20 protein-coding genes are annotated in these 20,735 nt (G+C 39.3%); 11 read left to right on the top strand and 9 right to left on the bottom strand.

What is annotated here, in order from left to right; translation table 11 throughout:
• From V6C71_23515 to V6C71_23490, 6 genes are all read left to right on the top strand, one after another.
• Positions 1-346, top strand: a 346-nt coding sequence (locus V6C71_23515) for a hypothetical protein (protein HEY9771425.1), incomplete at its 5' end; no start/stop codon positions are given.
• A gap of 212 nt (positions 347-558) precedes the next feature.
• A complete protein-coding gene (locus V6C71_23510) occupies positions 559-1,998 on the top strand; it encodes an ATPase domain-containing protein (protein ID HEY9771424.1) in 1,440 nt (479 codons plus the stop codon).
• A 110-nt stretch (positions 1,999-2,108) separates the two neighbouring features.
• Entirely contained in the window at positions 2,109-2,846 is a 738-nt protein-coding gene (locus tag V6C71_23505; protein ID HEY9771423.1) for an SDR family oxidoreductase, read from the top strand.
• Between the two features lie 38 nt (positions 2,847-2,884).
• Positions 2,885-3,517 (top strand): glutathione S-transferase family protein, encoded by a 633-nt coding sequence (locus tag V6C71_23500; GenBank protein HEY9771422.1) that lies wholly within the window; start codon positions 2,885-2,887, stop codon positions 3,515-3,517.
• A gap of 33 nt (positions 3,518-3,550) precedes the next feature.
• Entirely contained in the window at positions 3,551-4,015 is a 465-nt protein-coding gene (locus tag V6C71_23495; GenBank protein HEY9771421.1) for a YbhB/YbcL family Raf kinase inhibitor-like protein, read from the top strand.
• A 124-nt stretch (positions 4,016-4,139) separates the two neighbouring features.
• Positions 4,140-5,255 carry an alkene reductase gene (locus tag V6C71_23490; protein ID HEY9771420.1) on the top strand — a complete coding sequence of 372 codons (1,116 nt, stop codon included), beginning with the start codon at positions 4,140-4,142 and terminating at the stop codon, positions 5,253-5,255.
• Between the two features lie 92 nt (positions 5,256-5,347).
• On the opposite strand, the gene V6C71_23485 is transcribed toward V6C71_23490, so the two are convergent.
• Both V6C71_23485 and V6C71_23480 read right to left on the bottom strand, forming a co-directional pair.
• Positions 5,348-6,769 (bottom strand): hypothetical protein, encoded by a 1,422-nt coding sequence (locus tag V6C71_23485; GenBank protein ID HEY9771419.1) that lies wholly within the window; start codon positions 6,767-6,769, stop codon positions 5,348-5,350.
• 90 nt (positions 6,770-6,859) lie between these two features.
• Positions 6,860-8,983, bottom strand: a complete 2,124-nt coding sequence (locus V6C71_23480) for a recombinase family protein (GenBank protein ID HEY9771418.1) — start codon at positions 8,981-8,983, stop codon at positions 6,860-6,862.
• A gap of 129 nt (positions 8,984-9,112) precedes the next feature.
• Between V6C71_23480 and V6C71_23475 the strand changes: the two genes are divergently transcribed.
• Together V6C71_23475 and V6C71_23470 are read left to right on the top strand one after the other, a co-directional pair.
• Positions 9,113-10,462 (top strand): proton extrusion protein PcxA, encoded by a 1,350-nt coding sequence (locus V6C71_23475; protein HEY9771417.1) that lies wholly within the window; start codon positions 9,113-9,115, stop codon positions 10,460-10,462.
• Positions 10,463-10,672: 210 nt separating this feature from the next.
• Complete coding sequence (locus V6C71_23470; GenBank protein ID HEY9771416.1) at positions 10,673-11,566, top strand: hypothetical protein; 894 nt, start codon at positions 10,673-10,675, stop codon at positions 11,564-11,566.
• A gap of 171 nt (positions 11,567-11,737) precedes the next feature.
• On the opposite strand, the gene V6C71_23465 is transcribed toward V6C71_23470, so the two are convergent.
• On the bottom strand, positions 11,738-12,199 hold the full coding sequence (locus V6C71_23465) for a hypothetical protein (GenBank protein HEY9771415.1): 462 nt from the start codon (positions 12,197-12,199) through the stop codon (positions 11,738-11,740).
• 268 nt (positions 12,200-12,467) lie between these two features.
• Positions 12,468-14,186, bottom strand: a complete 1,719-nt coding sequence (locus tag V6C71_23460) for an ABC-F family ATP-binding cassette domain-containing protein (protein HEY9771414.1) — start codon at positions 14,184-14,186, stop codon at positions 12,468-12,470.
• A gap of 660 nt (positions 14,187-14,846) precedes the next feature.
• Between V6C71_23460 and V6C71_23455 the strand changes: the two genes are divergently transcribed.
• Entirely contained in the window at positions 14,847-15,683 is an 837-nt protein-coding gene (locus tag V6C71_23455) for a response regulator transcription factor (GenBank protein ID HEY9771413.1), read from the top strand.
• Between the two features lie 24 nt (positions 15,684-15,707).
• On the opposite strand, the gene V6C71_23450 is transcribed toward V6C71_23455, so the two are convergent.
• From V6C71_23450 to V6C71_23435, 4 genes are all read right to left on the bottom strand, one after another.
• Complete coding sequence (locus V6C71_23450) at positions 15,708-16,160, bottom strand: VOC family protein (protein HEY9771412.1); 453 nt, start codon at positions 16,158-16,160, stop codon at positions 15,708-15,710.
• Positions 16,161-16,178: 18 nt separating this feature from the next.
• Entirely contained in the window at positions 16,179-16,331 is a 153-nt protein-coding gene (locus V6C71_23445; protein HEY9771411.1) for a hypothetical protein, read from the bottom strand.
• Positions 16,332-16,598: 267 nt separating this feature from the next.
• Complete coding sequence (locus V6C71_23440; protein HEY9771410.1) at positions 16,599-16,979, bottom strand: hypothetical protein; 381 nt, start codon at positions 16,977-16,979, stop codon at positions 16,599-16,601.
• Between the two features lie 16 nt (positions 16,980-16,995).
• Complete coding sequence (locus V6C71_23435) at positions 16,996-17,526, bottom strand: hypothetical protein (protein HEY9771409.1); 531 nt, start codon at positions 17,524-17,526, stop codon at positions 16,996-16,998.
• Between the two features lie 216 nt (positions 17,527-17,742).
• Between V6C71_23435 and V6C71_23430 the strand changes: the two genes are divergently transcribed.
• Positions 17,743-18,225: a hypothetical protein gene (locus V6C71_23430; protein ID HEY9771408.1), complete on the top strand. Its 483-nt coding sequence runs from the start codon at positions 17,743-17,745 to the stop codon at positions 18,223-18,225.
• A 24-nt stretch (positions 18,226-18,249) separates the two neighbouring features.
• On the opposite strand, the gene V6C71_23425 is transcribed toward V6C71_23430, so the two are convergent.
• On the bottom strand, positions 18,250-19,704 hold the full coding sequence (locus V6C71_23425) for a BCD family MFS transporter (GenBank protein HEY9771407.1): 1,455 nt from the start codon (positions 19,702-19,704) through the stop codon (positions 18,250-18,252).
• Positions 19,705-19,978: 274 nt separating this feature from the next.
• On the opposite strand from V6C71_23425, the gene V6C71_23420 reads away from it, so the two are divergent.
• The gene (locus tag V6C71_23420; GenBank protein ID HEY9771406.1) at positions 19,979-20,638 is read left to right on the top strand and encodes a VWA domain-containing protein; all 660 of its coding nucleotides are present in this window, start codon (positions 19,979-19,981) and stop codon (positions 20,636-20,638) included.
• Positions 20,639-20,735: the final 97 nt, after the last annotated feature.

Raw genomic sequence — 20,735 nt, 5'->3', positions numbered from 1 at the left:
TGCTCATGCGGTTTATCAGCCGAACCTAGTCAGACAAAAAGCTACTTCAAGCCATAATGGTCAAAGTTCTTTTGCCGTGATGACTGAGAGTTTTGTTGAACCAACAATAGCTAATTTTGGTTCTTTGATTATTAAAAATGGTTCACCATTTAGCCATAAAATCAAACAGTTACTAGAAACAACCAAACCTTGGGTAAAATTTGAAGTAGTCGAACCTGAAGGAGAAGATCGAGAAATAGAAGTATCAACTCAAGCGAGACTTGCCCTTGCGCCTTTCGGCGACGCGGGCTTCCTCGCTCAAAATGGTATTGAAGCAGGTTTAACTCCTGAACCAGTTAAGTTTTAGATGAAGTATGGGGCGTTGGTGAATCAAATCATCAACGCCGTATTGCAGAGTTAAAGATGCTTAAAGTCAAGAAAATATTTATTTACGCCAAGTAATTGAAGTATTGCGATACGTAGCATTAAGATATATAGGTCTTGAAAAATAATCTTATTCGATTCAATATAGTCTTAAACTTGTGATTTAGCTTAAAAAACAATCGTGCAAGTATTTAAATGACTTTCAAACGTATTTCCACTGGTATTTCTGGCTTAGACGAAATATTATCGGGAGGTTTAATTGCCACTCAGGCCTATTTAATTAAAGGTCAACCAGGTAGTGGTAAAACTACCCTGGGGTTTCATTTCCTCAATGCTGGAATATCTCAGGGAGAAGTAAGCTTATTGATTAGCTTTAGTGAACCAGAAGATAGACTGCGGCGTAATGCCGAACTAATCCACATAGATTTATCAGCAGTTGAATTTTTAGATTTAAGTCCTTCGGCAGATTTTTTTACCGAAAACCAAACTTACGATATTTTTTCGCCAGCAGAAGTAGAAAAAGCTCCTCTTACCGAAAACATTATTGCTACTATCGATCGCATTAAGCCCCAGCGAGTCTTTTTAGATGCAATCGACCAGTTTCGCTACTTGGCTAAAGATGACTTTCAGTTTCGTAAGCAAATTCAATCTTTTCTGCGGTTTATGCGCGATCGCGACATAACTCTGATGTTTACTTCTGAGGGAAGCAATCGTAATCCTGATGACGATCTCCAGTTTATCAGCGACGGCGTAATTCAATTCCATGTCACTCCTGAAAGTCGCAGTATTCTAGTCACCAAGTCTCGAGGTTCAGTCTTTTTAAATGGTTATCACGATTTACAGTTAGGCGATCGCGGCATCGAAATTTTTCCCGATCTAGTTGCCGAAAGCCATCAACGAGAATTTTTACCTGAAGCTATTTCATCTGGCATTCCCGAAATCGATGAGTTATTACATGGTGGAATTGAAAGAGGAACGGTAACGGTAATCAGTGGCCCTGCGGGGGTTGGGAAAACGAGCTTTGGCGCACAGTTTATGAAGGAGGCTGCGGGTAGAGGAGAGCGTTCGGTGCTATATACTTTTGAAGAATCCGAAGGTACATTGATAGAGCGTTGCGAAAAAATAAATATTCCTGTCAGGGCGATGATCGAACGCGGGACTTTATCGGTTGTTAAGATAGAACCGCTGAAGTACTCGTCAAATCAATTCGTGCATATAGTACGTCAGGAGATAGAGCAGCGTGATGCCAAAATAATTATGATTGACAGCACATCAGGATATAAATTATCGATGCAGAAAAAAGATCTAATTCGCCAGCTACATTCTCTGTGTCAATATCTAAGAAATATGGGCGTTACGGTGATCTTAGTTACCGAAACTCAATTAATTGCGCGATCGGAGTTTAGCCCAACCGAAATTGGACTTTCGTATCTAGCGGATAATCTAATTTTCCTGCGTTACTTAGAATTAGATGGTGAGTTACGCAAAGCGATCGGCGTACTGAAAAAGAGATTATCGGATTTTGAACGTACGCTGCGAGAATTTAAGATTACCAAAGACGGCATTAAGGTAGGAGAACCTCTAACTAAGCTACGCGGGATTTTGAGTGGCGTACCAACGTGGATTGATAAGTAAGGGTTAAACCATTTCCGCAGACAGCCTCAGGAGTAAATAGCCCAAGTTTAAGAACAAAAAATAATAGCCATCTTATACTAAGTTTAAAACCAAGCAAATCAAAATTAATTATGTCTGAAATTCAAAACAAAGTAGTTATTATTACAGGAGCTAGTAGTGGTTTAGGAGAAGCTACGGCGCGTCGATTAGCCAATAATGGAGCTAAGCTAATGCTTGCTGCCAGACGAGAAGAGCGCCTGAAAGAGTTAGTTAGCGAGATTCAACAAAATGGTGGTACAGCCAAATATCAGGTTACCGACGTTAGCGATCGCTCTCAGGTAGAGGCACTAGTCAAAGCTACGCATCAGGCGTATGATCGCATTGATGTTTTAGTTAACAACGCAGGCTTGATGCCTTTGTCGCCTTTAGCAGAAACCAAGGTAGATGAATGGGAGCGAATGGTCGATATCAACATCAAAGGAGTGCTATATGGAATTGCTGCGGTAATGCCGATCATGCAGCAACAAAAATCTGGTCATATAATCAACCTTTCTTCGGTAGCAGGACATAAAGTATTTCCTGGAGGGACAGTCTACTGTGCGACTAAGTTTGCCGTCAAAGCAATTTCTGAAGGAATCAGACTCGAATCCAATGGCGAAATTCGTTCGACTAATATTTCTCCTGGTGCGGTAGATACTGAATTAACCAGTACCATTTCTCATGAAGAGACAGCAAAAAACGTCGCTCAACTATATGGAGTGGCGATTGATGCCGATGCGATCGCCCGTGCCATTGCCTATGCGATCGAACAACCTGGAGACGTGGACATTAATGAGATGATTATCCGTCCAACTAAGCAAGAGCTTTAATTATTGGCTAAGTAAATTAATTTCAATTTAAATCAATCATGCCCAACATAATTGTCTATGGTACGCCCCAAAGTACCTATGTAAGAATTGTCCGCTTATTATTAGCCGAAGCCAATATTGATTACGATCTCAAAGATATCGGCATCTTTAACGGCGACAACAAAACCGACGAATATCTAGCCAAGCATCCGTTTGGGAAAGTCCCCACCGTGGAAATTGATGGAATCAATATCTACGAAACGGCTGCAATTACCTATTACATCGATCGAAAATTGTCTGGTGGTAAGTTTAGTCCACCCGATATCTTAATGCAAACTAGAATGCATCAGATTATGGCAATTGTCGATAACTATCTTTATACTCCTGCCATTACCACGATTGTGATTCAGCGTTTAATCGTACCCGAACAGGGTGGTGAAGCTGACGAAGAAAAAGTAGAAGGTGCGATTATTCCCACGATCAAAGCATTAGAAGCCATTGAAGATTTATGTCAAGGTAGTCCTTTCTTAGTGGGTAGTATGATTAGTATTGCCGATTTTTATTTGATTCCAATTTTTGTTTACTTGGAAAAAACTCCAGAATTCGCTCCCGTTACCGCTCATACTCCTAAGCTAAGAGCCTGGTGGGATGAGGTGAAGATTTTAGCTAGCGTCAAAAAGATTTGTGCTTAAAGCAGTCACAAACAAGTAAGCAAGAAATTATTTATGGAATTAAGACTCAAAGATTTAAAAATCAGCAGCCCTGTATTTTCAGCTCTAGAGACTATCCCTAAACGCTATACCAGCGATGGAGAAAATGTTTCTCCCGCTTTACAGTGGAGCAAGATACCGCCCGAAACCAAACAGCTTGCTGTAATTTGCCATGACCCCGATGCACCATTACCGTATGGGTTTACCCATTGGACTCTTTATAATATTCCTCCCAGCGTAACTGAAATAGCTGAAGGTGAGGGGAAAAAATATACTGAAGGCGTAAATAGTGCTGGTAGTGATGGCTACACTGGGCCTGCTCCTCCTTCGGGGCATGGCGTTCATCATTATTACTTTTGGCTTTATGCTTTAAATCATTCTTTAGACTTAGCACCTGGTTTAAGTCGAGAACAATTATTAGAAGCGATCGCCGATTCCGTAACAGCACAAGCTAGATTGGTAGGAACTTATCAACGTTAAAGCTGCTGTCAATCTGAATAAAAATTTGAAATACGGGTGCGGTACTCAGTGTTGTAAGAGCGAAAGATTGTCTTCCCTAGCCAAACTATAGCAAAATCTGTCAAATCTCATACATTGATTGACTATGACTACCACAAACGTTCCACATCTTCTCAGTTCTTTCGATCTCCAAGGTTTAACCTTAAAAAATCGCGTGGTAATGGCTCCCTTGACTCGCTCTCGTGCGGGGGAGTCAAGGATGCCTAACGCTTTGATGGCAGAATACTATGCTCAACGAGCAAGTGTGGGTTTAATTATTACCGAAGGTACTACTATTTCCCAACAGGCTAATGGTTGGCTACATACTCCTGGTATCTATACAGCTCAGCAGACTGAGGCTTGGAAACAAATTGTCGATGCGGTACACGCCAAAGGTACGCCAATCTTTGTGCAACTATGGCATACGGGTAGAGCATCTCACAGCAGCTTTCAAGAAAATAACCAGCTTCCTGTTGCACCTTCGGCAATTAGACATCAAGGGGACGCTGTTCATACAGCTAACGGCAAACAGCCTCATGAAACCCCTAGAGCTTTGGAGACGGACGAAGTTTCTCAAGTTGTAGAAGATTACCGCGCCGCAGCAGCTAATGCCAAAGAAGCTGGTTTTGATGGAGTTGAAATTCACGGTGCTAACGGCTATATTATCGATGAATTTTTACAGTCCAAAACCAATCATCGCAACGATAAATATGGTGGGAGTATTGCCAATCGCTATCAGTTTTTAAAAGAAATTGTGGAATCTATTCTTACTGTCTGGGATGCAGGAAGAGTGGGAGTTAGACTTTCACCTAACGGCAATTACAATGATATGGGTTCACCCGACTTTCGAGAAACTTTTACCTATGTAGTGCAACAGTTAAACCAGTATGGATTGGGTTATCTACACGTAGTTGATGGTTTGGAGTTTGGTTTCCACGAACTAGGAGAACCAATGACCCTAGCCGAAATTAAACAAGTATATGATGGTACTTTAATGGGCAATTGTGGTTACGATCGCGCTGATGCTGAAAAGGCGATCGCTGCTGGCGATGCCGATTTAATTGCTTTTGGTAGACCAATTATTAGTAATCCCGATTTAGTTGAGCGCTTTGCTAACAATTGGTCACTTAATCCTAATCCCGATGTGTCTGTTTGGTATTCATTTTATGCAGAAGGTTATACCGACTTTTCTACCTATCAAGAAGCTCAGGTATCAACTTAGATTTCGCCAAAGTTATGCGCGCTTTCCGCGCGCTTATTTTTGATCGCTACCAGGAGAAAATTAATGGGAATGACTATAATTTTAAGCTTTTGCTAAGTTTTGATTAATTTTTTCTGGCGTTTTTTAGCTTGAAGTAAATGGCTAAATCTTACCAGAAGCAGAGTAAAAGCGATCGCCAGACAGGGAATTAACGGGGCGCTGAAACGGGGGATGTAATGAGAAGCGAACGCATAGATAGCATAACTGTACAACGATGGTAGAAGAAAAAAAGCTATGCCAATATCTTGATATTTGAGTGCCAGATATAAAACCACAAATAAAGAAATAACATAAATCAAACGCACGGGGACGAGGCTATTTTCAGCAAACATCTTGATGAATGAACCTCGATAGGCAAAGGTTGCGGTTAAGGCTAAATGCTTTACCCAATTCTGCTTTATTTTGGCAATTGATTCTTCTTTGAGGTTATCGTCAAGTTCTTGTTGCTGATAATCCCTGTCGGCAATGTTTTCTGGACGCATTTGTTCGATCCGATTTTTAGTACTGCGATAAAAACCTTCTGGGTTACCGCGATCAAACCTGGCATAATCTTCAGGAGCAAAAAAACGTTGTAATAAAGGCTCTCCATACCCAGGCGTAAAAGCGAACCAGCCAGCGCCATATTCCGTCCAACTCATTTCCGAAAACTGAGCGCGGATCGCTAAAACTTCTCCTCCTCTGCCAGAAATTTTGGCTGCCCCAAAATTAAGATAGTTGCGAGTCATCCATAAACCGGCGATCGCATAGGCAACCAACAGGATAAGTGCTGCCATTTTTAACGGTTGCCAAGAATGACGTTGCCAAGCATAAGCTACAAAAGCGAAGACTAATATTACTCCAAAATACAAAAAGACTGCTTTAGTCAACATCAAAGCAGCAAAAGCACAGCCTGCAACGATTGCATATAGTTGCCATCGCCTACGGGTAACGCAAAGAAAAAGGCAAGTCGCCAAAATTAATAAGGGAAGGGCAGCAGTTAATTCAGTATAAAAATTGCTGATAGCTTCAGTTAAGCCAGGGGCAAAACCGACCAACAAACTGGCAAAATAAGGACCAAAGCCATCACCAAGAATTACTCGCCCAGCAGCAAAGGTGGTCAAGGTGAGCGCGAGTAACCAAAGAAGATTAAACCACTGTAGTTTTAACTGAAGAGGCACACAAGCAGGTTCGGGTTCGATCAAACAGTCGTGAGTAGTAGTTTGAGGATCGGCGATCGCCTGTAAAACTCCAGTCAGGATTAAGGAATAGAAGGGTTCTCGTCGATAGGTAGGTGGAATATCAGGACTGTCTAGATTAAGATCGGAGACAACGCCATATTGAAAATTGTTATAAGCCATGGCAAGATTATGTCTGGCATCATCTTCTACCGAACGTAACTGAATTTCATCAACGGCATTAATGATTACGCTCAACAAAATGAGCAAGACAATGACCACTCGCGCCCAGGATTGATGTTTATGCCAAAATTTTTTCATTTTACTTGCTTCGAGCGATTGTGCTGAGTTTAATTCGATAGATTACACAAGAGTGTTGCGATCGGCAAGTTAAATTGACTAGCGATTATCTCAATGTGGCTTGAGCGTGCTGCTTACTGGAGCTACATATTGAGTTGCTGCATGAACTAAAGGCAATAAAGCTCCCGCTTGTTCTGTACCGTTGACTCCTAAGTCGCTATGACAGAGAAAAATCTTTTCTGAGGCTCTAGCTAGAACATCTCTTAAAATTCGCTCTAAACGTTCTTTGTCCATTTCATATTCATCTTCGGGCATCCAGGTTTTTCCTGTCCATTGTTTAAGGAATAGAGGCGCAGCAAACAGAGTAGCAGCACCACCTTGTGACCAGAGAGGAGAACTGGCGTCAAGCCAAAATTGCCAGCGATGAGACGATCGCCAAGAGCGATATTGAAAAACCGTGGCGAGGGTTACAGCCCCTGCCTTGGGAGAAAACTGACGTGTTGGTCGAGGATTGGCGGTTATTGTCCCACGACGCAGTAACTGGATAAACTGAGCCACGGTAGTAGCTTGGGTTTGGAAACTCGGTTCATTTTGTCTGAGTCTACGATCTACTTCCCAAAAGTGCTGGGCGGTTTCCATTAATTCTCGCAGCACTGCTAGTCTGTCGCTGCTTAAAGCTGAACCATTCCCTAAAAAGTGTTCGATCGCTTCAGATAATAAAATCGTGGGAGTCAAAAAGCTTTGTTTGTGCTGTCGAAGTTTGCTTGCCTCAATCCAGTTGACAATTTCCTGATAAGCATTAGTCGCTTGATGTCCCAGTCGATCCCAACGGGGAAAAGTTTCCACGGGAGATAAATAAGGGCGTTCGGGATCGACATGGTAGCAGTAGTCGGCAATTAATCCCGCCCTGACAGGATCGATTTGAGAAATTGCTCGATTATCTTGAGTTTGACTAAATACCGTCAGCATCTCGGCAATGGAATCGCGATCGACCAAACGACCTAAATCGGTATAGACTAGCCCCAGAAGAGTTAGTAAGCTTCTAACTAAGGGAGAACTGATAATTGGACGCTGTTCATTTAAAGGGGTAACAGGAATACCTTGAGCAGAAAGGATTTCAATCAGACTATAACGGGCAATCTCATCTAAACCAGGCGCAATAATCGCTATCTCTGAGGGATGAATCTCCTGCTGTTGCACAGCTCGAATTATAATTTCCGCAGTTTGTCGTAATAATTCTGCCCGAGAAATAGTTTGCAACGATTGGATAGTCTCAGGAGCGGTAACTAAATAGGCTTGTTCGGTAACGAGATCCACCGCAGTATCAGCAAATTCAACCGCTAAATTACTGGTAGTGGGAGTCAGTTTTTCTGTTTGACAACGCTCAGCTAAACCAGCTAGATAATCGGGATCGGCGTTTAAACCCAAACGAATTTTGCCATCGAGGTTATAGGTAAATACGCCCAATGCACCCCGATCTAAGATTACCTCAAATAGATCGCGGGCGATCGCTGGATAATCATCTAGATCGTCGGCAAAAATTGCTTGATATCGGCTGATTAAATGTTGTTGGTATTTTGGGTTAGGTAACAAATAACGCCAGTAAAGCTCGTAAATTAAACCGTAGGTTAACAAACCCCGATCTAAACACCAGCTGCGCCATAACCAAAGCAGTTCCCCCATTCTTTGATACAAAAGACTTTGGTCGCGACTGGAATTTAGTCCTGATAAACCCTGAGCCAAGATCGCGGAAATTTCTTCGGTTGGTATACCACTCGCCCCTGCTAGCTGCATCAGATCGAGAGTTTGACGCACCAAACCGTATTCAGGCTCAAACTCGCATAAATCCTGCCAATCTGGTTGATTACGCCAAAGCTGAGTCGCTAATTCTTGCTCGGTTTCGGGGCGTAGTCTTAGGGGAAATTGCGCTTTAAGATTTAACTCCTCAAAGAGCAAGGGAAAAAACAGCATTACTTCATCGCTAATAAAGCCGACAGGAGTTTTACAGACTACGGGATAAGTGCCGTCTACTGCTAGCACCAGGCGATCACTTAATTCTCGACGATTTTGATTATTAGCTGCAAAGACCAAAACAGCAGAAGTCAAATTGGGTGGGAGAGCTTTAAGCTTTGGTTTTAAGAGCTGCATTCTCACCCAGCTACAAAATTCTGCCACCAAACGGGAAGTTTTTCCAGTGCGAGTTGCTCCTGTAATCCAGAGGGATAAAATAAGCACAATCTATATGTTTTCCCAATCTATTAATATAGGTCTTATATTCTTCAGTATCATAGAAAAAATAATTTTGCGATTATTAAGATCGAGTAAGATTTTTAATCTGATTACTGATATTGCTATGTAAAATTAATGAAACTTCAAGATATTTTTAATGTAGGTAGGCGTTGGTTAGCTGCCACCCCAGAGAGGGCTTTGGATGCAGCTTATCGTGCAGCAATTAGAATTAAGGCGATCGAAGACGACCATTTTAATGGTCAAATAGTTTCCTCTGGCTCCATAGAATACTCTGAAAGTGTCATTAAAGTATTCATGGCAGACGTGAGTAACTATCTCAGTACCATTAACGCTAGGCTGGCAGAATTTCAGCTTAGTCGAGGTTTATTAATTTTCTCTAATAGCCAACCTAATGATTCTAGCCAAAGTATCGTCCGCTACACTAACGGTTTTGATGATACTCGCGAATTAACCGTACTAGAAAAACTGGCTTTTATAGATGCTGTTACCTATAAGTATAAGAATCCTCAAGTCAAAGATATAGAAATTACGCCTACTCGCCGTTTGGAAAACAATAAAAAAAATTATCGTTTAATTATTAACAACAATAAACGCTCGATTGCTTTAAATAAATCTTCAGAAAAAAACGGCAAAGATCCTGGTACGGAAACTATTACTGATAAAACTAGCGTTTTGCCTCGTTCATTTATGAGAACGCTAAATCGTATTAAACAAGAAATAGATCCTCAAGCGGAAGATACAGAAGAAGAAGTAGTCAAAAGATTTCGTAAAAGTCGTAACAAAACAGCAATTTCGATTAGATTTTTACTAATTTTAATTATTGTGCCGTTGTTAACACATCAGGTGACAAAAAGCATCTTAATTACACCTTTGGTACAAAAATATTTTGCTAATCATGAACAGCAAGTATTATTTATCAATCAGGATATGGAAGAAGAAGCTTTTATGGAGCTACGTCGCTATGAAGAAAAACTGCATTTTCAAAGTATGATTGGTTTAATTCCTCCTCTGTCTGAAGCAGAAGAAGAGGCAGAAATAACCGAGAAGGCGGAAGAAATATCGGAAGAGTTTCGGGAGGAAGGTATTAATGCAATCGGCAATGTTTTTGCTGATTTCTTTTCTTTAATGGCATTTGCAGCGATTATTTTCTTTTGCAAAAGAGAAATTCAAATTATTAAATCTTTTTTAGATGAAATAGCTTATGGCTTGAGCGATAGTGCCAAAGCCTTTCTAATTATTTTGCTTACGGATATGTTTGTGGGTTATCATTCCCCTCACGGTTGGGAAGTTATTTTAGAAGGAATTGCCCGCCACTTAGGATTACCCGAAAATCGTGAGTTTAACTTCTTATTTATTGCTACTTTTCCTGTAATCTTAGATACGGTTTTGAAATACTGGATTTTCCGTTATCTCAATCGTATTTCACCTTCTTCTGTTGCTACTTATAAAAACATGAATGAATAAGTAATTTTACATACTTAACTGTTTTTAAAATTAGTGATTTAGTAAGATTTATTAATAGTTAATAGTTAATCAAGATCGATTACTAAGAAATAATTCGGACGATCGCATTTCGCCAAGATTAGAAATGTTGTAAATACTGTTTCCAAAAATAAAGGCCGTAACTAAATTGGTAATTAGTTCGATACTAATTAATCAGCTAGGTAAATATTTATGGCTCTCTCAACCGCACAAGAACAAAATTTACACGAAACTCCTAATCAAACTGAATATATTGGTGAAATTGGTGAGATCTCAAATCTGGATCAAAATCAAACAATTCAACTCAACAACACCTATACTAATCCTGTTGTTTTTGCTCTGAATTTATCTTCTAACGGTATCGATCCAGCGAACGCCAGAATTACCGATCTTCAGGATGATAGTTTTGCGCTCAAGATTCAAGAACCTCGACACAAAGACCAGTGGCATACCAAAGAAAGCATCAGCTATTTAGTATTGGAAGCTGGTACCTGGGAATTGGGCGATGGCACTATTTTAGAGGTAGGAACAGTAGATACCGATTCTATTACTATGGCTGAATGGGAAAGTATCGATTTCAAAAGCGACTTTCAAGAAACGCCTGCTATTCTTAGTCAAGTACAGAGTTATAATGGCAAGCAGCTAACCCGTACTCGACAAATGTCATCCAGCGCCGATGGATTTGAAGTAGCACTAGAAGAAGAAGAAGCTTTGTTAAAGACTGGTCATGAAACAGAAACCGTGGGTTGGTTGGCAATTGAAACCGGAAGCGGTAACTGGAATGGTTTAGACTATGAAGCAGGTCATACAGAAATGGATATAAACCATACCTGGAGTGAAATTGAATTTGACCAGAGCTTTGAGCGCGAACCAGGATTTTTTGCTTCAATCTCAAGCTATGCAGGACAAGATTCTGTGGGGTTAAGATATCGCAATCTTGGTACCTCTGATGTAGAGATCAAAATTGAAGAAGACCAATCTCTAGACCGAGAAACACTGCATAATATGGAAATGGTTAACTTTTTGGCGATCGCTGGTTTAGGTAATTTAAGTGGATCAGCATACAACTCAATGTCAGATTTCTAATATTTATTTATTAAAGGTTGGAGACATCTCGTCTCCAACCTAACTGCCTGACAGAAGTGCTTAAAAGATAGACATAGCAACATTTACAAATAAAGTATAAATTTAAATTTATTTAATTATTTGAATATAAAACTCGAGTTGCAATTCACACTCTATATCTGGGCAATGTATCTAGGCGATATTAGGCGGAATTGAACCCAATTGCTTAATTTGCTGGTGAATTAATTCTGATAAACGATCGCGCTTGATTTCAGTACCGCGATTAAAATTTTGTGAATCTTCTAGAAAAATAATGCTGTCTACCTGCTGTAAAGAAAACAGCCTAAACAAAAGCTGGATGACAAAAATTGGCATCGCAATTAGATCGGGGTTGATTTTACCTTGAAAAGTCGCAGCATCCTGAACTGAAACAAAAGCGTAAATTACTTTTTTGTCCTGCTTTAATTGAGGATTAGTAATAGTAGTTAAAACCCAATCCTCTGCTAGATTTTGTAACACATAATATTCAAGATGCTGAAGCTGATCCGCAAACAATTTTAAAACTGGGGCGATCGCCTGTTCTATTACTATGGTTGGTACACCATAATTTGCTGCATCTTTAATTATAATTTCTAACTGTTGCTCCAAGTTCATCGATCTATTATTTATTGACAACTACTATTAAAGCTAGCATTTCTGAGATTGGGGATTAGAAGGAAAAAATTGATGATTTGGTAGCTCCTCTAATTTATCGAGAGAAACTACCAGTTGCTCAAAACTTGAAATGTACTAGTAGACGTGGGCATAAATAAATCCACCATTAGCAAATTCTATAAGCCCTGCAATTAAATCCTTCTGATGTTATCCCCTTGTGGCTTGCCCTCGAATGGGGGTACTTCTGACTGACTTCCGCGTAGCAGTACTAGGCTTTAGCTTTTTTCTGTTTGTTTTTCTTTTTCTCGGCTTGTTTAGCTCTTTTTGCTGCTTCCTTGGCTGCTTTTAACCCTGCTTCGCTTTTTTGTCGCGCTTTTTCTTTTTCCTCGGCAATTTTGTCTAGATAGTAGTGATAATCTCCACGATAAACAATCAATTCTCCATCGCGAATGTCGACAATTTTGTTAGCAGTTTGAGAAATAAAATAGCGATCGTGAGAAACAATTAACACCGTACCGTCGTAATGCTGTAAAGCTTCTTCTAGCATTTCTTTGGCGGGAATATCTAAATGATTGGTAGGCTCATCTAAAATCAATAAATTAGCTGGTCTAAGAAGCATTTTTGCCAATGCTAAACGGGCTTTTTCACCACCGCTTAATGCCGCTACTTTTTTGAAGGCAGTATCTCCACTAAACAAGAACTGTCCTAATAAAGTCCGAACTTCCTCGTTTTTCCACTCAGGAACTTCATCATGAACCGTATCTATGACGGTCTTTTCTAAGTCTAACGCTTCAGCTTGGTTTTGCTCAAAATAACCAGGAATAACGTTGTGTTTACCTAATTCAACTGTTCCCTCGTCGAACTCTTCCATTCCCATAGCCATACGCAACAAAGTGGATTTTCCCGCACCGTTTGGTCCTAAAATCGCAATGCGCTCGCCTCTTTCGATGGTCAATTCTGCCCCTAAAAATAAAATGTTATTATTATAGGCATGAACTAAATCCTTGATGATAATTACTTCTCTACCGCTTCTAGGAGAAGGAGGAAAGCGAAACTTAAGAGTTCTTAAATTGGCAACTGGTGCTTCAACAAGTTCTACCTTGTCTAGCTGCTTTTCTCTACTTTTAGCTTGGGTACTGCGAGTAGCACTTGCTCTAAATTTCTCGATAAATTCTTGCTGTTTGGCAATTTCTTTTTGCTGTCGCTCGTAACTTGCTCCCTGAGACAAGCGCGCTTCAGCTTTTTGCTGGAGATAGGCGGAATAATTGCCTAAATAAGTAGTCGAAACACCTCGCTCTGTTTCGACGATTTTGGTGCAGAGACGATCTAAAAATTCGCGGTCATGAGAGACAATAACCATTGGGGTATTAATGCCTCGCAAATAATTTTCCAACCATTCGATTGTTTCTAAATCTAGATGGTTAGTCGGTTCATCCAGCAGCAGCAGATCGGGCTCTTGCAGCAGAATTTTTCCTAAACTCATCCGCATCTGCCAGCCACCACTATAAGAGCTTACCAGGCGATCGCCATCTTCGGAAGTAAATCCCATCTCAGGTAGAATTTTTTCAATTTGAGCATCTAGGGTATAGCCTTCGATAGCTTCAAATTTACGCTGTAGCTTATCAAGTTGATGAATTAAACGATCCAGCTCATTAGGATCGGCTGTCTCCATCTTGTGCTGTACTTGTCCCATCTCCTGCTGAATTGCATTAGCTTCAGTAAAAACCGTCCAGAATTCTTCATAAACTGTTCGCGTGGGTTCAACTTCAAATTCTTGAGTCAAGTAAGCAATTTTGAGGTTAACTGGACGAATTACCTCTCCAGATGTGGCTTCAATTTCTCCACTAATTATTTTTAGTTGAGTCGATTTTCCTGCACCATTAACCCCGACTAAACCCACCCTTTCTCCAGGTTTGACTTCCCAGGTAACGTCTTTGAGAACCTCTCCCGTAGTGTAAATCTTTTTGATGTGTTCGAGTCGCAACATGAAGTATCTCCTGTAATGAGTGGAATGTAACAAGACAAAATACTTTGCTTTTTGTTTAGTTTTATTACATTTTTAGTTTAATTTCTATTATATGATTGATAGATTGAAATATATCTAAATAATTTCTTCAAAATTATTACTTGGTTGATTTAGTGAACGGTACTCCGCCACGAGGGTTATCCGCGCATGACTAGCCCTAAAGGATCAGCCCTAAAGGATTAGCCCTAAAGGATTAGCTCCTTACGCCCTAAAGGACGACGCGAAGCTAGTGCTTTAGCATACCGCTCCGCGGTCCTTTAGGGCATATCGCGTCCTCCTTACGTCGCGTCCTTCGCGTCGTAAGCAGAACCTAGTTTCTTGCTCAAAAAGTAACGCTAATCGGCGACTTTAAATAAGCTAGCTCAGTTTTGAATAATAACTACTGTTGGTAGCACGTCTACAGAAAAATCAACGCTCAACATAAAATTGCAAATTGCGTAACTTTAATGTCTAATACTAAAAATAAGTAAGTAGAAGAGGTTAACTCAAAATACGGTCAGTAATTGACTTAAGCTGCAGTACTTTTTACTATTAGTACCTTTTGCAGAATATTTTTCTTCTTAGCTATTAAATTTTTTTAACCCACTTGTTCAATTTTTTTGTATTTAATTTTTTATCAAGATGACTACAGTTTTAATCGTTGATGACTTAGGCAGCATTAGAGAGTTTTTGAAAATTAACTTATCTAGTGAACCAAATATACAGATCATTGGATTGGCAAATAATGGAGAGAAAGCGATCGCGCTAGTTGAAAAATATCAACCAGATGTGGTTTTGATGGATATCAATATGCCAGGCAAACTCGACGGCATACAAGCAACCGAAAAAATTGTTCAGCGTTTTCCCCAGATCAAGGTTGTGCTTCTTACGAGTCAAGATGACAGAGAACAGCTGAATTTGGCTTTAAAAGCAGGTTCTAGAGGCTATGTTCTTAAAAATACCAACGTTAAAGATATTGCCAGCATTATTCGATTAACTAAAAAAGGCTTTTTCCAAATCGGTCCTATACTAGGTAACTGGGACGGTTCGCTACACAAGAATATGCAGTCAAATAATGGCGCTACAGAAATAATTCAAAATCCCCATAAAGTTAAAGCCATAGTACAGCAAGATATAGGGTATGCCAACAACTCTAGTCAAGCGTCTGAAATGAATCATATCTTATCTAACTTGACATCTGGACTGTTTCAATTACAAGAAACAATTAAGTCTCAAGAAAACACGATTGTTAATTTAACTAATCAATACTCTCTGGTTCAACAAGAAATTAGAACCAAGCTAAATAAAAATAAGCGTACTTTTAATTCATCCAAAGCTACTGGCTATAGTTACAAAATAGCCTCTACAAGTCGTACCAAAAGACAGCAACATATTTTATTTATTAGTAGTTTTTTCCTAGGAGTATTTACTGTGCTGATTTTAATGCTGTTAATCACGACTTTAGGAGCGGTAATTTAGTTTTACCAAAATAACTAATTATTTTTATTTTTCTTGGTTGGACACAGCAGTTTCTCCAATTAAATCAGAATGCCTACCGCCAAAAATTACTTCAGACTCGCTATAGTATTTGAATTCCAGCAAATTGTAAAATGGATCTTCTAGAAAAAAGCAATAATGCTCTAACGTTTGATTAGGGAAGCGTAACTTTGGTTGATGATAAAAAGTAATTTTTTGCTCTTGAGCGCGATCGCATATTTGCTCCCAGGCCAGTTTTGTGGGTAAGATTAAACCGAAGTGTCTTGGATAGATCCCTGATGGTCTTGTTAAAGGTTCTCGAGTAACGTGACCTACTAGTTGAGTGCCGTAAAAATCAAAGATTATAGCGACTTGGTTTTCACGACCTACTTTACAGCCTAAACCTTCGGCGTAAAATTCTTTGGCTTGAGCAATGTTGTTGATGGGAATAGTTAAATGGAAAATAGCTGTCTGACTCATAATTTTGCTGTCGTCAATTTATCTTTTGTTTTGATTCATCGCCTCTTGAGACTTGAGGGTATGAATCAGCAGGACAATATACCTAAAGATATTTTTATCAGTACATCTATGGTAACGCCATCGAGAAGGCAACAAAATATGCGCCTGTCCAAAACACTCTCGAATTGTCATGAGTTTTTGATACTATTGGCTAAAATTTAGGCTAAATAAAATTTGAGAATTTAGTTGGTAATACAATTAAATTGCCTAAGTTAGGTATTTTAAAGTTGGTTAAGTCTAGAGATATTGAGCTTGAATTTAAACTCAAAACTGTTTCTGTGACCAAAAAAGCTGATGGCTATTAGGTTAGTTTTTCAGTTGAAGATAGTCAGGATAAACTACCTCCTGCGCTAGTATCTTGGCGATGAGAAAAGTCCCTCGTTTCCCGCGCCGGGAGTCTCAAAGTTGATATCCCAAGCTACTTAAGAAGTTTTCTAATTTAGTCACTCTCTCTTCTAAAGTTAGTGTTTGTTGTTTAGGCAGAGTTAACTTTTTGGCGAGTCCAATAAAATCTGACCAACTACGACCGTAATTTTGATTACCATAAATTTTCTGATATGCTATTTTCGAGTTTTTCAAGCTTCCGTAGTTAGCGATAAAGTACTGTTTATCTAGAACAGGATTTAGACAAGAAGAAGTCTGTCGATCGCTTTTTAATTGTTTTTCTCGGCTGACTAACTCTTCTGCTGCGATCAAAGCCGTATTTTTAAAAGCCGCGTCATAAGCATCACCACTTTTCTTTAATTCGTCTCTAATTTGTTTTAATTGATTGAGTACCATAATTTAAAATAAATTATTAATCTAATAAACTACGACCAATGGCAGCTGGATCGGTGAACATTTGTGGTTGCGATCTACTGTCAAACTTAATATCAATATCCCAAGTTGGTATTTCCTCATTGAAAAGAAGATTTTCAGCTTCTTTAATCAAGTATATTTTATCGGCATAGCTTATTTTGTTAGCGCGATCGCACGCTTCTTTATACTGCTCAATTTTAGCAATTACCTTTTCTAATTGTGATACAGCTTTGTCGCGTGATTCTTTAGCGTACTTTGCTTCCTCAAGGCTTTCTAATAAATGTTGTTGCTTAATTTGTAATTGTTGTAGTTGTTTCTCTACTTCATCTCTTTGTTGACAAACAGCTAGATAATCTTGTTTCAAAATAGCGTTTTGTTGTTTTAATTCATTTTGTTGCTGACGATATTTTTTTGTCCATCCCTTATAAGCACGAACACTATTTTTTAAGGTTTTTATTTCTTTCTTAACGTTGAGCGTAATAACTTCTACTCGGTGGATTTCCCGAACTATATCTTGACGACTAAGCATAATTTTGTAGTATATTTATTTCTACATATTATGTGATTTAAAATAAGCTACTCATGCTTGGGATCACAATTTTTAGGTTATAAGAAAACCAGTAAATACCGTAGGCATATTTGTCATAATTACGGAAGATGATTACCGCAAAAAAATTTATTATTAAATAAAAACAGATTTACTATCTAAACTTTTAATATTTATATTTTCATTTAAGTTTTTACCATGGCATCTTATCGATTAACCTCAAAAGCTCGTTCTGATATCCGCCGTCTTCTAGCAGTACAAACCAAAACTTTAGGAGAAACTCTGACAGAGGCAGATTTAGTTTCGTCATTTCAAATCAAATCTGCGCTAGAGGACAAAGCACAATATCCTGAGCTGCGAATCGGTGAAATTTTGGCAAAAAAAGAGATAATTAAGCCCAAAACTGCTGATTTTTTTGCTCAAGATTGGTCAAAAGTAGTCATTGATCCCGAGAAAAATGCTTTAGGCTATTATCTCAGAGAAGCTGCAATCCTGAGTAGCGCACAGATTGAAGTAATTTTAGCCGAACAAAGATCTACAGGAGTTCGTTTTGGTACAGTTGCGGTATTTCAAGGATTTCTTAAATCAACTACCTTAGACTTTTTCCTAGCCAATTTATTTCCTGAAGAATTGCACGTTTCACCTTTTATCAATATGTATCAGGGTTCATCATTGTTTTGAGAAAAACTTTGAGAAAGACATTATTTAGCCATCCAAATCTCCTTCCATTACGGTTGAAAGTGCTTTGCCTGTAGTTTCTTTAAACTCTTTAACATCAACCCGTTCTAAGATTATGATTGCCAAGATTATCCCGATTGCTTGCATGATAAATACCAAGCTATAAGAGAATAAGGGAACAGCAAAAATACTTTTACCAATATCTAAAATCAATCCCCCAATGAGAGTAGCTAGCCCTCGAGACATTGCTTGAGCTAATCCCCATGCGCCAATAAAAGTACCTGCTGTTTTGGCAGCAGTTAAGTCTAACATCAAGCTAATTCCTCCAACGGTAGCTATCCCCGCAGCAATCCCAAACAACACCATTGCTGATTGCAGCATTTTTGGTTGTTGAGTAAAGCCAGCTAAAATAATTATTGGGAAACAGAATGTAACTAAAATACAGCCGATTTTGGTAGTTAATTTTTTACCGAGTGCAGGAATAATAAAAAATCCGGTAATACTGTAACCTAGTAAAATACCAATTCCCCAAAAAGCATTGAGTTGAGTAGTCTCACCAATACTCATACCGAATACTTCTCCACCATAGGGTTCAAGCACTGCTTCCTGCATAAACAAGCCAATGGTAAGAACAGACAGAAAAGTAAAGAAAATGCCTGTTTGACGGCTAGTAGTTAGAATTCGTAGCGCTCGACTAAGGCTAATGCTATCATCGCGCTCAATTACGGTATTGCTAGTAAAACGGGAATACCTTTTTTCTACTCCCCAGGTAGCAATAAGAGCTAAAGCTATGACTAAAAAGGGGACAAAGCTAAAGACAGAATTTATCGATGGCTGTAATATTTCGAGGGGAATATTGCCTGAGGTAATTCCTTGCGCTTCAATATTTTTAAAGACAATGCTGCCACTAACTCCGCCAATAACAATCCCTACCATTAACATCGACCAAACGATCGCAATTAATTTAGAACGTTCTTCTTCTTCAGTAATATCTACCAGTAAAGCGGTAAATGGCGTTGAGCTACAGCTAACCGCCAAACCGTAAATAGCCATAATTAGACACAATAAAGCACTCCAGCCAATAGTTTGACTATTCCATACCCAACCAGCGCTAGCCTCTATTACCGCCCCTAATTTCCATACCACCTGCACCGCTAAGAACACCGCTAAACCAAAAATTGCTGTCCCCAGCAAGACGTAATTGGTACGATGCTTGCTTAATAAAGGTTTATTATCTGATAGCTGTCCAAACCACACCCGCGCCGGCGAAACAAACAAAGAGGTAGCTAAAATCCCGCCAGTAATAGTTGCAGGGACACCTAATTCGCTAATCATCACCCGATTTAGCACCGCAAGAGTCAGCACCGCCATCAATCCCAATCCCAGATTAAACAAGCCTAGACGGAAGATAGTTAGCATTCCTACCTGACGCTTAGGGCGATTTTGAATCTTAATCGATTCAGAAACATCTTCAATAGTCATTTTTTAATATTATTAATTTGATTTATAAGTTTTTAAGGTGTTAGCGTTTTAGGTCTTAGACTCTAAGCTTTCCAATTATTCTACATAAACAAAAAAGTATTTTCTAACGGGTTTTTCAAATTAAAAGTGCTTAAAACTTGATTAATCACGATTTTTTACTTGCAAAACCTGAGAATTTCCTCAATTATTTGGGCATCTTAACTATAGGTAATGAGAAATGCAAAACATTTCAGCCTTGATCAAGTTAAGAATTTTATACTACAAAGAATTTAAGATGCCTATTGGATTACCAGAATTTGTGGAAAATCCCGAACCACGTTGCCCAGTAATTTTGTTGTGCGATACATCTGGTTCGATGCAAGGAGAACCAATAAATGCTTTAAATACTGGTTTAGCTGCTTTCCAGAAGGATGTGTATAAAGATGAAATTGCATCTTTACGAGTAGAAGTTGCCCTGGTGACATTTGGCCCTGTGCGCTTAACTCAGGATTTTGTAACTATTGATGAGTTTTTATCCCCTAGACTGACTGCCGATGGTGTTACTCCAATGGGAGAAGCGATCGAATATGCTTTGGATTTAATGGAACAACGCAAAGAAACCTATAAAAATAATGGGGTTCAATATTATCGCCCTTGGGTGTTCTTAATTACCGATGGCGCACCTACAGACAGTTGGCACAATGCGGCACAAAGAATCAGAGAAATGGAAGCACAACGTAGAATGCTGTTTTTTGCTGTGGGTGTAGCAGGAGCAGATATGAACAAACTACGACAAATTGCTTTGCCCGAACGTCCTCCCGTACTGCTTAACGGTTTGGATTTTACCTCAATATTCCAATGGTTATCTACCTCCATGAAACGAGTTTCAGGTAGTAAGGTAGGTGGTTCGATGGTGGCTTTACCTGCGGTTGGTTGGGGTCAAATTACTACATAAATGAGTAAGTTAAATTTGAAACGCCCCCTTCGGGTGGGTGTGGAATAAGCTTCTTAGCCAGAAGCATTTCCACCCACCCTAAATCTCCCAAGTCTGG

Origin of the sequence: Coleofasciculaceae cyanobacterium (assembly GCA_036703275.1) — a bacterium.
Classification (GTDB): domain Bacteria; phylum Cyanobacteriota; class Cyanobacteriia; order Cyanobacteriales; family Xenococcaceae; genus Waterburya.
This window is presented reverse-complemented; position numbering and strand designations above follow the sequence as displayed.

Coding starts and splice junctions, on each gene's coding strand:
- V6C71_23510 (HEY9771424.1), top strand. CDS start 559: ATGACTTTCAAACGTATTTCCACTGGTATTTCTGGCTTAGACGAAATA.
- V6C71_23505 (HEY9771423.1), top strand. CDS start 2,109: ATGTCTGAAATTCAAAACAAAGTAGTTATTATTACAGGAGCTAGTAGT.
- V6C71_23500 (HEY9771422.1), top strand. CDS start 2,885: ATGCCCAACATAATTGTCTATGGTACGCCCCAAAGTACCTATGTAAGA.
- V6C71_23495 (HEY9771421.1), top strand. CDS start 3,551: ATGGAATTAAGACTCAAAGATTTAAAAATCAGCAGCCCTGTATTTTCA.
- V6C71_23490 (HEY9771420.1), top strand. CDS start 4,140: ATGACTACCACAAACGTTCCACATCTTCTCAGTTCTTTCGATCTCCAA.
- V6C71_23485 (HEY9771419.1), bottom strand. CDS start 6,769: ATGAAAAAATTTTGGCATAAACATCAATCCTGGGCGCGAGTGGTCATT.
- V6C71_23475 (HEY9771417.1), top strand. CDS start 9,113: ATGAAACTTCAAGATATTTTTAATGTAGGTAGGCGTTGGTTAGCTGCC.
- V6C71_23470 (HEY9771416.1), top strand. CDS start 10,673: ATGGCTCTCTCAACCGCACAAGAACAAAATTTACACGAAACTCCTAAT.
- V6C71_23465 (HEY9771415.1), bottom strand. CDS start 12,199: ATGAACTTGGAGCAACAGTTAGAAATTATAATTAAAGATGCAGCAAAT.
- V6C71_23460 (HEY9771414.1), bottom strand. CDS start 14,186: ATGTTGCGACTCGAACACATCAAAAAGATTTACACTACGGGAGAGGTT.
- V6C71_23455 (HEY9771413.1), top strand. CDS start 14,847: ATGACTACAGTTTTAATCGTTGATGACTTAGGCAGCATTAGAGAGTTT.
- V6C71_23450 (HEY9771412.1), bottom strand. CDS start 16,160: ATGAGTCAGACAGCTATTTTCCATTTAACTATTCCCATCAACAACATT.
- V6C71_23445 (HEY9771411.1), bottom strand. CDS start 16,331: ATGACAATTCGAGAGTGTTTTGGACAGGCGCATATTTTGTTGCCTTCT.
- V6C71_23440 (HEY9771410.1), bottom strand. CDS start 16,979: ATGGTACTCAATCAATTAAAACAAATTAGAGACGAATTAAAGAAAAGT.
- V6C71_23435 (HEY9771409.1), bottom strand. CDS start 17,526: ATGCTTAGTCGTCAAGATATAGTTCGGGAAATCCACCGAGTAGAAGTT.
- V6C71_23430 (HEY9771408.1), top strand. CDS start 17,743: ATGGCATCTTATCGATTAACCTCAAAAGCTCGTTCTGATATCCGCCGT.
- V6C71_23425 (HEY9771407.1), bottom strand. CDS start 19,704: ATGACTATTGAAGATGTTTCTGAATCGATTAAGATTCAAAATCGCCCT.
- V6C71_23420 (HEY9771406.1), top strand. CDS start 19,979: ATGCCTATTGGATTACCAGAATTTGTGGAAAATCCCGAACCACGTTGC.